Source organism: Bacteroides caecicola (genome assembly GCF_023337095.1).
Taxonomy (GTDB): domain Bacteria; phylum Bacteroidota; class Bacteroidia; order Bacteroidales; family Bacteroidaceae; genus Phocaeicola; species Phocaeicola gallinarum.
Genome location: NZ_JAMBLM010000025.1, coordinates 1 through 10,388, shown reverse-complemented (window position 1 = coordinate 10,388; position 10,388 = coordinate 1). Strand labels below are relative to the sequence as shown.

Here is a 10,388-nt window from a genome sequence, read left to right as displayed (position 1 = left end):
AACTCTAAAATTATGTTTAACCTCGGTTCCTCAAAAGGGATGGATGAAATTTCCTTTTTTGAAAATTCAAACAGACCCTCTGCAAAGGGCGTGTTTCGGCATGATTTGAGCTTGAAAATTCTACCTGAAAGACAGGCAAGCCTTCCGAATAGAAATGGTGAACTTATCCGCATGGAATACTCCACGCTTGCGGTTGCGTTTTTCGGTGCATTTCGGCAGGAAATTTCCTGCCTGTTTTACCGTACATAATGAGAAACCGTAACTCCATCACGCAGCTCATACTCAGCTTTATATCCGGCAGGTACTTGAGGCGCTTTTACTCCGTCTCCTAAAACGCTTTGGGCATGTTCGATGTAAATCTCGTCCCACAGTCCGGCATCGATGAATGACTGTGAGAGCGAAGCTCCTCCTTCTACCAGCAACGACTGTATGTTGTTCCGGAAAAGTTTATCCATGATTTGAGGCAAGATGTCACTATGGAAATCTAATGCCACGCACGAAACGTTCTTGCCCATCGGTTTCGGCTGTTCAGTGAAAACGATGGTAGGATTGCTGCCGTCGAACAGGTGGAGTGACGGGGGCAATGACAAATTGCGGTCGATTACCAAGCGAAGCGGGTTTTTGCCGTACCAATGGCGGACCGTAAGCGAAGGATTGTCGAGCAATGCCGTTCGTCTGCCTACCAAAATGGCCTGATGCTCGGCACGTTGCTTGTGTACGTATGCCAAATTGAGTGGTGTAGACAGAATTACCGGACTTCCGTCTTCACGTATCGTGTCAATAAACCCGTCGGCAGATTGTGCCCATTTCAGCGTGACGTACGGACGTTTTTGGGTGTTAAACGTAATGAAACGCCGAATCAGCCGCCGGCATTCCGCCTCTAAAACGCCTACCGTCACATCGATGCCGGCATTGCGCAATTTTTGGATTCCGCGACCGGATACTTGTGAAAAAGGGTCGATACACCCTACCACCACACGGGGAATCCCCTTGCTGATAATCAAGTCGGCACACGGAGGCGTTTTCCCGTAGTGCGAACAAGGTTCGAGGCTTACATAAAGCGTCGATTTTGTCAGCAGCTGTTCATCGCTGACCGAACGAATGGCATTTACCTCTGCGTGTGCCTCTCCGCAGCGGGCATGATACCCCTCACCGATAATCTTGTCGCGATATACGATAACTGCTCCCACCATCGGGTTCGGAGCCGCGTTTATCATCCCGTTTTGTGCCAGTTGTATGCATCTGCGGATATATTTTTCGTCTGTTGTCATGAGGTTATATGTTTTTATGCTTACTTTTGTACATTATTATTTTTATGTATGAATCCCCTTTATATCTATATAAAGCAAAAACTTATTGCCGCTTCGTATGCCGAAACAGAAGCGTCTGCCCTTGCCCGATGGATACTGGAAGAGGAATTCGGCTTTTCTACGCTCGAACTTTATGCCGGCAAAGATACTGATTTTCCGATGGAAAAGCGTAACCGTTTAAACGATATTCTTGTCCGGCTTGCTCGGTTTGAACCTATACAATATATAATAGGGAAAACGGAGTTTTGCGGGCTGACGCTGAAAGTTTCTTCCGATGTACTTATACCGCGACCGGAAACGGCCGAGTTGGTAGACTGGATTGTGTCCGACTGTCCGCAGTCGGGCTTGCGCGTGCTCGATATCGGTACAGGGAGCGGATGTATAGCCATTACGTTGGCAGGGCGTATGGTTGAAGCCGAAGTCTCGGCATGGGACATCTCGGAAAAAGCATTGGCGGTAGCGCGCGAAAACGCTCTGCATAACAACGTCCGCATCGCATTTTCCTGCATGGATGTATTCAACGAACCGACTGACATCTCCGTATTTGACATTATCGTCAGCAATCCGCCCTATATCACCGAAAGCGAACGCGCGGAGATGGAGCGAAACGTATTAGATTACGAACCTGAAACCGCATTGTTCGTGCCCGACACAGACCCGCTGCGTTTTTACCGCCGCATTGCCCACATCGGCAATCAAATGCTGAAACCCGGAGGCAAATTGTTTTTCGAGATAAATCGCGCATACGGGAGTGAAACCGCCGCTATGCTGAAATACGGAGGGTATAGCCAAGTAGAAGTGCGTTCAGACTCGTATGGTAATGCCCGCATGATTAAAGCGATAAAAAGATGAAAGAATATACCGAAAAAGAATTAAAGCTGAAAGCAGAAGCCCTCTGCTCGGCGGCAGAGCGTTGCCCCGCAGACGTGGAAGCCAAGCTGAAACAGTGGGGAGCCGACGAAGAAGTGCAGGCACGCATCATGGCGCATCTGTTTAACGAACGCTATCTGGATTCCACCCGCTTCTGCCGTTTTTTTGTAAGAGACAAATATCGCTTCAACCAATGGGGGCGGATGAAAATCGTGCAGGCACTCCGGATGAAACATCTTTCAACCGACGAAATAGCTGCCGGGCTGGAAGAGATAGACGAAGAAGAATATACGGACATATTGAAACGCCTTTTAAAGCAGAAAGCAAAATCGGTAAAAGGAAATACCGAGTACGAGCGGAACACAAAACTGATTCGTTTCGCCATAGGCAGAGGATTTACGCCCGAGGAAGTGATGCGCCAAATCAAACAACCCGATGCGGATGATTACGGTTTCTGATTTGCGCGACTTTTTCTTTCCCCGTTGGTGCCCGGCATGTGGAGCAAAACTGTTGCATGTGGAAAATCCCCTCTGCCTCGGTTGCATGGCAGGATTACCGAAAGTACATTTGGGAAATACGCCGGGAAATGAAATGGAACAAATGTTTTGGGGAATTATTCCGATCGAACGCGCTTCTACGCTGTATTTATATACTAAAGGTGGCGGGGTGGCACAGATTCTTTACGCCATGAAGTATCATGGACGGAAAGATATTTGCCGGCAGATGGGGATGCTGCTTGCCGACGAGCTGCTTCCATCGGGATTTTTTCACGGCATTGACGGACTTGTGCCCGTTCCTTTACATCCCAAGCGTTTGCGCAAGCGCGGTTATAACCAAAGCGAACAGTTGGCGCAGGGCATATCGGCACGTACCGATATTCCGGTGTACCCGCATGTCATCTCCCGCGTACACAACAACCAGACACAGACGCATAAATCCGTTTACGAGCGTTGGGTAAATACAGAAACCTTGTTTCGAACCACTCCGGAAACTCTCCGGCTGGCAGGCAAGCACTTGCTGCTGGTCGACGATGTGTTGACTACCGGAGCCACTCTCTCCGCCTGTGCCGAGGCACTGCTGAAAAGCGTCGACGTCCGTATCAGCATCCTTACACTGGCTTGGGCAAAACTTAATGCCTTTTAAAATCTCACCCCACTGCATAAAAATAAATGCAGGTAAATTTTCTATTCCCGTGGGATTTCCATACTTTTGCAGAAACATTTATCAGATATACAGTTAGGTTATGAAAGCATTGGAAAGATTATTCGCAGAAAAATTGCTGAAAGTAAAAGCGGTTAAAATCCAGCCGGCAAATCCTTTTACATGGGCTTCGGGTTGGAAATCACCCATTTATTGTGACAACCGTAAGACTCTCTCTTATCCGGCTCTTCGCAATTTCGTGAAATTGGAAATTTGCCGTACTATCCTTGAGAAGTTCGGAGATGTAGACGCTATTGCAGGCGTGGCAACGGGAGCTATCGCACAAGGTGCATTGGTAGCAGAAGAGTTGAACCTCCCGTTTGTTTATGTTCGTTCAAGTCCGAAAGACCACGGATTGGAAAACCTGATTGAAGGAGAACTCCGTCCGGGTATGAAAGTGGTAGTTATCGAAGACTTGATTTCTACGGGTGGAAGCAGCCTGAAAGCTGTCGAAGCAATTCGTCGCGACGGATGCGAAGTTATCGGCATGATTGCATCGTTTACTTATGGTTTCGATGTATCGGCAGAAGCCTTTAAGAGCGCTAAGGTAGAGCTGGTTACATTAACTAACTACAATGCCGTTCTGGAGGCTGCCCTGAAAACGGATTATATCAACGAAGAAGATATTCCGGTTTTGCAGGCATGGAGAAAAGATCCGGCTCACTGGACAGGAAAATAATTTTATATATTTAAAGCATAGAGAGCACGGAGGCGCGATTTTTGTTGAAAAAACGCAGCCTCCGTGCTTTTATGTAAAACCCCTAACCCTAAAAAATCAATGGCTATACAATTTGAAAGTAACGTAAAGCATATCTCTTACAGTCAGGAGCGAGTATATGGCGTGTTGTCAGACTTGAACAACATGGAGCGGATGCGCGATAAGCTGGATGAAATGAAAAGCAAACTCGAAGGCAAGATAGAGGATATGTCTTTCGATCGTGACTCGCTGTCTATCAAAGTACAAGGAATCAACCTTACGCTTCGCATCATAGAGCGTGAGCCGATGAAATGTATCAAGTTTGAGGGAGATAAAACTCCTATTCCGATGAACTTGTGGATTCAAATACTGCCCGTATCGGAAGAAGAATCGAAAATAAAAGTAACAATACGCGCCGAAGTTAATATGTTTATGAAAGCAATGGTATCGAAACCCTTGCAGGAAGGAGTGGAAAAACTGGCAGAAACGCTGGCGCGTATACCTTATTAATAACTAAATCTCGTCAATTAAAGAAGGATTACAATGGCTCAGAAACTTTGGGAAAAAAGCGTACAAGTAAACGCAGAAATCGACCGTTTCACGGTAGGACACGACAGGGAAATGGACCTCTATCTGGCTAAATACGATGTATTGGGCTCTATGGCTCACATAACGATGCTTGAGAGCATTGGACTGCTTACCTCTGAGGATTTAAAGACATTGCTGGAAGAATTGAAACATATTTATGAAACGGCAGAAAAAGGGGAGTTTGTCATTGAAGATGGTATAGAAGATGTACACTCGCAGGTAGAGTTGATGCTGACACGCAGGTTAGGGGATGTGGGTAAGAAAATTCACAGTGGGCGTTCGCGAAATGACCAAGTATTGGTCGATTTGAAACTTTTCACTCGCGCCCGCATCAAAGAAATAGCCGAAGCTGCTGAAGACCTTTTTCATGTACTGATAGCTCAAAGTAACCGATACAAAGATGTTCTGATGCCCGGCTATACACATTTGCAGATAGCGATGCCCTCCTCATTTGGCTTGTGGTTCGGAGCCTATGCCGAAAGTTTGGTTGACGACATGATGCTTTTGCAGGCAGCTTATAAAGTTTGCAACCGTAATCCGCTTGGCTCCGCTGCCGGATACGGTTCATCGTTTCCTCTGAACCGTGAAATGACTACCCGTCTGTTAGGCTTCGACTCAATGGACTACAACGTGGTTTACGCACAGATGGGACGCGGAAAAATGGAACGTAATGTAGCCTTTGCGCTGGCATCTATCGCCGGAACGCTCTCAAAGTTGGCATTCGATGCCTGTATGTTCAGTTGCCAGAACTTTGGTTTCGTAAAACTTCCGGATGAGTGTACCACCGGTTCCAGTATTATGCCTCATAAGAAAAATCCCGATGTGTTTGAGTTGACTCGTGCTAAATGTAACAAAATCCAAGCACTGCCCCAACAGATCATGATGATTATGAATAATCTTCCTTCCGGATATTTCCGCGATTTGCAGATTATTAAAGAGGTATTCTTGCCTGTATTCGATGAACTGAAAGATTGTCTGCAAATGGCGGCATACATCATCGACAAGATAAAAATAAATGAACACATCCTTGACGACGACAAATACCTTTATATGTTTAGCGTGGAAGAAGTCAATCGTTTGGCCAACGAAGGAATGCCTTTCCGCGATGCGTATAAGAAGGTAGGATTAGATATTGAGAAAGGAAACTTTACACATGATAAGCAGGTACATCACACACATGAGGGCAGTATCGGCAATTTGTGTAACGACCGGATTACAGATTTAATGAGTCAGGTAATGGCAGGATTTAATTTCTCGGTTGCCGAAGCCGCAGAGAAATCATTATTAAATCGCTAATGGATTTTTTTTAAAAATAAACGGTGTAAATGTTTGGATGATATAATAAATCTCCCTACATTTGCACCCGAAACGCGGAAATAGCTCAGTTGGTAGAGCATAACCTTGCCAAGGTTAGGGTCGCGAGTTCGAGTCTCGTTTTCCGCTCTATATCTTTGAAAGGCTGCTCGAATGGTGGAATCGGTAGACACGAGGGACTTAAAATCCCTTGGCCAGTAATGGCTGTGCGGGTTCAAGTCCCGCTTCGAGTACTCTAAGGGACAAATCGTTGTTTTGACGGTTTGTCTTTTCTTTTTTGTCCTCATAAGCTGTTGAAGAATTGGAAAGAAACCCGCCATTGAGCCTGATTTTGTCAATGGCGGGTTTCTCTTTATTTCGTAAGATATCAATCCTATTCAATAAATTTGATTTTCTGTTCGTCACGCGGTTTTGCTGCCGGCGTTTCATCGGGATAGCCAAATGCGATGCAGTATAACAGTTCATATCCTTCAGGTATGTCCAGACGCTTCAGATAATCGGCTGCTTCAGGGGTGTTGGTCATGAAACGGGTAGGACCTCCCAAACAGCAAGAGCCGATACCCATTGACCACGCTGAAAGAATCATGTTTTCACCCAGCAGTCCACAGTCTATTTGTGATAAATCGTAAGCCGTGTCGTGAGCGATAAACACTACCGTAGGTGCATTGCGGAACATATTCTTAAAGTTCGGGTCTTTGGTCGCGTTCGGATTAGCTTTCTTATATACCTCCGTAATACCATTGATGAAATCCGGATTGTCTACTACCCGGATAGCCCATGATTGCTTGTTTTGTCCGTTAGGAGCATTGATGCCACAGTTTAAGATTATTTGCATCGTGTCGCGGTTTACGGCCTGTGGCTTGTATTGCCGGATACTGCGGCGCGTCATGATGGTTTCAATAACTTGGTTTGTGTTACTCTCCGTCGTGCCGGTTGTCTGTTCTGCCTCTGTTTGCGGTTTCTGATTCCCTCCACAAGCCACGAGTGGAAGTAGTAAGGCAGCTAAAACAGTTTGTTTCAGGTATTTCATACTGATATAATTAAAATGATTCGGGGATAAATATATAAAAAAAAGCGATTCTCCGTAGAGAACCGCTTTTATATTTAAGATTTTGTAAGTTCGAATTACAATTTCGGACCAGCAGCAACCAAAGCCTTACCTGCATCGTTTCCTGTAAACTTAGCAAAGTTCTTGATGAAGCGTCCAGCCAAGTCTTTAGCTTTTTCATCCCATTGAGCTGCGTCAGCGTAAGTATCACGCGGGTCAAGGATCTTCGGATCTACGCCCGGCAATTCAGTCGGAACAACGAAGTCGAAGTACGGGATAGTCTTAGTCGGAGCTTTGTCGATAGAACCGTCCAAGATAGCGTCGATAATACCACGAGTATCGCGGATAGAGATACGCTTGCCAGTTCCGTTCCAACCAGTGTTAACCAAGTATGCTTTAGCGCCTACTTTATTCATCTTCTTAACCAGTTCTTCTGCATATTTAGTCGGGTGCAAAGTCAAGAAAGCAGCACCGAAGCAAGCAGAGAATGTCGGAGTCGGTTCAGTGATACCACGTTCTGTACCTGCCAATTTTGCAGTAAATCCAGACAAGAAGTAATACTGAGCTTGTTCCGGGTTCAAGATAGATACCGGAGGCAATACACCGAAGGCATCAGCTGACAAGAAGATTACTTGGTGAGCGTGAGGACCTTTAGATACCGGCTTAACGATGTTGTTGATGTGGTAAATCGGGTAAGAAACACGAGTGTTTTCTGTTACGCTCTTATCTGCGAAGTCAATCTTACCGTCAGCAGCAACTGTAACGTTTTCCAACAAAGCGTCGCGTTTGATAGCGTTGTAGATATCCGGTTCTGATTCTTTATCCAAGTTGATAACTTTTGCGTAGCAACCACCTTCGTAGTTGAATACACCTTCGTCATCCCATCCGTGTTCGTCGTCACCGATCAATTTACGTTTCGGGTCGGTAGACAAAGTAGTCTTACCTGTTCCAGACAAACCGAAGAAGATAGCTGAGTCAGTTTCTTCCATGTTGGTGTTAGCTGAACAGTGCATAGAAGCGATACCACGCAGCGGGTTGAAGTAGTTCATCATTGAGAACATACCTTTCTTCATTTCACCGCCGTACCAAGTATTCAGGATAACTTGTTCTTTAGTAGTCAGGTTGAATACAACAGCAGTTTCTGAGTTCAAGCCCAATTCTTTGTAGTTTTCAACTTTAGCCTTAGAAGCATTGTAAACCACGAAGTCAGGTTCGAATGATTCCAGTTCTTCAGCTGTCGGGCGGATGAACATGTTAGTTACGAAGTGAGCCTGCCAAGCAACTTCCATGATGAAACGTACGCAAAGGCGAGTTGCAGGGTTGGCACCGCAGTAACCGTCAACTACATACAACTTCTTGTTTGAAAGTTCTTTAGCTGCCAAGTCTTTCAATACGTTCCAAGTTTCAGTAGTAACAGGTTTGTTGTCGTTTTTATATTCTTCAGAAGTCCACCATACAGTGTTTTCACTTGTAGCGTCTTTTACCAAGAATTTATCTTTAGGAGAACGACCCGTGTAGATACCGGTCATTACGTTTACTGCACCCAGTTCAGTTACCTGACCTTTTTCAAAACCTTCCAAACCAGCTTTTGTTTCTTCAGCGAACAATACGTCGTAAGAAGGATTGTGTACGATTTCTACGGTTCCATTGATACCGTACTTAGTAAGATCTAAATTTGCCATTGTTCAAATGATTATTTGGTTATTATATCAAATGTGTAATATCGTTTTTGTTATCCTTAAAAGATGTCCTTCAACATCTCTTTTGCTTTTTGCGCTACAAAAATAGTGGTTTATTTTTAAATCAAAGAAGTTATTAGAGAAAAAATTCCGTAATTGGAAAAGATTTATACTTGTGTAACAAAATTGTAAATTCTACATTACAAATCCATTTTTATTTTGTTTCTTTGCGCCTGATAAACACTTAATTCTTAATGTAAAACCAGTTAAACAGTTTATGAAGATTGTTGATTTTAGCAATGACAATTCTATTTTAAATCAGTACATTGCCGAGATACGTAACGTACAAATACAGACTGACAGCCTGCGTTTTCGCCGGAATATCGAGCGGATAGGCGAGATTATGGCTTACGAAATTAGTCGTACTTTTTCTTATCAACCGTTAAAAGTACAGACGCCTTTATCCGAAACATTTGTTAAAGTGCCTGCCCTTCGTCCTGTTATAGCTACTATCCTGCGTGCCGGCCTGCCTTTTCATCAAGGTTTTTTGAATTATTTCGACCACGCAGAAAATGCTTTTGTCTCGGCGTACCGGAAATATCAGGATGAAGAGCATTTTGATATTCATATTGAGTATATAGCCTCGCCCCGCTTGGATGGAAAAACATTGATACTTACCGATACGATGTTGGCTACGGGGGCTTCGATGGAATATGCGTATGAGGCTTTGCTTACGAAAGGTGAGCCGGCTCATGTTCATATAGCGTCGGTCATTGCAAGCCGTCAGGCTGTGAATCATCTTGAAAAAGTTTTCCCGTCGGATAAAACAACAATATGGTGTGCGGCGGTCGATCCGGAGCTGAATGCACATTCTTATATTATACCCGGTTTGGGCGATGCAGGTGATTTGTGTTTTGGTGAAAAAGAGTGAGAGTCTGTTTTTAGTTTGTCGTCCAAAGCTCACACGAAAGCCGATAAAAATACTTAATCAGAAAATTTAAATAAGTTCTTAGCCTCTTCATTCGGTAAAATTCCGCTGAAGAGGCATTTTTTATGTCCTGTTTCCTCACTCCTAAAAACGGAAGCCGAAGCGTTTCCTGTTCCTACCGCATGGGACGGTTGACGCTCCGAATAGAAATTTTCGTCCTTCCGGGTAGAAATTTGCCCGTGTTTGTGCCGCATAAATAAATGTAACCGCGTACGCCCGTATATATAGATGTGCGGTTTTTCATCCTTCGCTTGCTCCCTTCCAAAAAGTTTCCGTTGTAAAACCCTGTTTTACAGCATATTTTCCGCGAATATCAAAAAAAGATGAAAAAAAGTGTGTGGAGTGTGTTGCAGAATCGGATAAAGTGCGTACTTTTGCACCCGCTTTCGGGAGCGAAAGCCTCTGAACGATGAAAGGCTGGCATCTTTCCCCGCTTGGGGTGGTATCTTTCGTGCCGCGGTCCGACCGCCCCGAAAAACCTCCCCGAAAAAAAACTTGAAAAAAGTTTTGGTGGAATGAAAAAAAGTGCTTACCTTTGCAACGCTTTTCCGCTGAAAACGACGCGGGAAGGGAAGACAGAGAGGTCATTGAAATTCTTTAGATATGCAGGAGACGAAAAAGTAGTACAAGCGACGGTTTCTTTAGGAGCGGCTTCCTGTTGTATATATAATAAATGTATATAGGAGCCGTGATG

Annotated in this window: 11 protein-coding genes and 2 tRNA genes; 10 read left to right on the top strand and 3 right to left on the bottom strand. The window is 44.7% G+C overall.

What is annotated here, in order from left to right; genetic code table 11:
- On the top strand, nt 1-249 hold a 249-nt coding region (locus M3085_RS13635; RefSeq protein ID WP_249053306.1), incomplete at its 5' end, for a hypothetical protein.
- Here M3085_RS13635 and ribD read toward each other — a convergent pair.
- Nucleotides 237-1,271, bottom strand: coding sequence for a bifunctional diaminohydroxyphosphoribosylaminopyrimidine deaminase/5-amino-6-(5-phosphoribosylamino)uracil reductase RibD (gene ribD / locus M3085_RS13630; RefSeq protein ID WP_249053305.1), 1,035 nt, complete (start codon nt 1,269-1,271; stop codon nt 237-239). The genes M3085_RS13635 and ribD overlap by 13 nt on opposite strands.
- A gap of 48 nt (nt 1,272-1,319) precedes the next feature.
- Between ribD and prmC the strand changes: the two genes are divergently transcribed.
- The 8 genes from prmC (at nt 1,320) to M3085_RS13590 (ending at nt 6,212) form a co-directional block, all read left to right on the top strand.
- Nucleotides 1,320-2,162 (top strand): peptide chain release factor N(5)-glutamine methyltransferase, encoded by an 843-nt coding sequence (gene prmC / locus M3085_RS13625; RefSeq protein ID WP_249053304.1) that lies wholly within the window; start codon nt 1,320-1,322, stop codon nt 2,160-2,162.
- Nucleotides 2,159-2,638, top strand: a complete 480-nt coding sequence (locus tag M3085_RS13620; RefSeq protein ID WP_178257237.1) for a regulatory protein RecX — start codon at nt 2,159-2,161, stop codon at nt 2,636-2,638. The genes prmC and M3085_RS13620 overlap by 4 nt, the downstream gene beginning before the upstream one ends.
- The gene (locus tag M3085_RS13615; protein WP_204500358.1) at nt 2,622-3,323 is read left to right on the top strand and encodes a ComF family protein; all 702 of its coding nucleotides are present in this window, start codon (nt 2,622-2,624) and stop codon (nt 3,321-3,323) included. Before M3085_RS13620 ends, M3085_RS13615 begins: the two co-directional genes overlap by 17 nt.
- Nucleotides 3,324-3,423: 100 nt before the next feature.
- A complete protein-coding gene (gene pyrE / locus M3085_RS13610; protein ID WP_178257238.1) occupies nt 3,424-4,059 on the top strand; it encodes an orotate phosphoribosyltransferase in 636 nt (211 codons plus the stop codon).
- Nucleotides 4,060-4,158: 99 nt separating this feature from the next.
- Nucleotides 4,159-4,587: an SRPBCC family protein gene (locus tag M3085_RS13605; RefSeq protein ID WP_178257239.1), complete on the top strand. Its 429-nt coding sequence runs from the start codon at nt 4,159-4,161 to the stop codon at nt 4,585-4,587.
- A gap of 33 nt (nt 4,588-4,620) precedes the next feature.
- Nucleotides 4,621-5,961, top strand: coding sequence for an argininosuccinate lyase (gene argH / locus M3085_RS13600; protein WP_204500360.1), 1,341 nt, complete (start codon nt 4,621-4,623; stop codon nt 5,959-5,961).
- 74 nt (nt 5,962-6,035) lie between these two features.
- Nucleotides 6,036-6,108, top strand: a tRNA-Gly gene (locus M3085_RS13595).
- Nucleotides 6,109-6,126: 18 nt separating this feature from the next.
- Nucleotides 6,127-6,212 (top strand) — tRNA-Leu (locus tag M3085_RS13590).
- 140 nt (nt 6,213-6,352) lie between these two features.
- Here the strand turns inward: M3085_RS13590 and M3085_RS13585 are convergent.
- Nucleotides 6,353-7,009, bottom strand: coding sequence for a nitroreductase family protein (locus tag M3085_RS13585; protein WP_204500361.1), 657 nt, complete (start codon nt 7,007-7,009; stop codon nt 6,353-6,355).
- 95 nt (nt 7,010-7,104) lie between these two features.
- Nucleotides 7,105-8,709: a phosphoenolpyruvate carboxykinase (ATP) gene (gene pckA, locus M3085_RS13580; RefSeq protein ID WP_178257439.1), complete on the bottom strand. Its 1,605-nt coding sequence runs from the start codon at nt 8,707-8,709 to the stop codon at nt 7,105-7,107.
- Between the two features lie 274 nt (nt 8,710-8,983).
- Between pckA and upp the strand changes: the two genes are divergently transcribed.
- Nucleotides 8,984-9,637 (top strand): uracil phosphoribosyltransferase, encoded by a 654-nt coding sequence (gene upp / locus M3085_RS13575; protein ID WP_178257440.1) that lies wholly within the window; start codon nt 8,984-8,986, stop codon nt 9,635-9,637.
- Nucleotides 9,638-10,388: the final 751 nt, after the last annotated feature.

Coding starts and splice junctions, on each gene's coding strand:
- ribD (WP_249053305.1), bottom strand. CDS start 1,271: ATGACAACAGACGAAAAATATATCCGCAGATGCATACAACTGGCACAA.
- prmC (WP_249053304.1), top strand. CDS start 1,320: ATGAATCCCCTTTATATCTATATAAAGCAAAAACTTATTGCCGCTTCG.
- M3085_RS13620 (WP_178257237.1), top strand. CDS start 2,159: ATGAAAGAATATACCGAAAAAGAATTAAAGCTGAAAGCAGAAGCCCTC.
- M3085_RS13615 (WP_204500358.1), top strand. CDS start 2,622: ATGATTACGGTTTCTGATTTGCGCGACTTTTTCTTTCCCCGTTGGTGC.
- pyrE (WP_178257238.1), top strand. CDS start 3,424: ATGAAAGCATTGGAAAGATTATTCGCAGAAAAATTGCTGAAAGTAAAA.
- M3085_RS13605 (WP_178257239.1), top strand. CDS start 4,159: ATGGCTATACAATTTGAAAGTAACGTAAAGCATATCTCTTACAGTCAG.
- argH (WP_204500360.1), top strand. CDS start 4,621: ATGGCTCAGAAACTTTGGGAAAAAAGCGTACAAGTAAACGCAGAAATC.
- M3085_RS13585 (WP_204500361.1), bottom strand. CDS start 7,009: ATGAAATACCTGAAACAAACTGTTTTAGCTGCCTTACTACTTCCACTC.
- pckA (WP_178257439.1), bottom strand. CDS start 8,709: ATGGCAAATTTAGATCTTACTAAGTACGGTATCAATGGAACCGTAGAA.
- upp (WP_178257440.1), top strand. CDS start 8,984: ATGAAGATTGTTGATTTTAGCAATGACAATTCTATTTTAAATCAGTAC.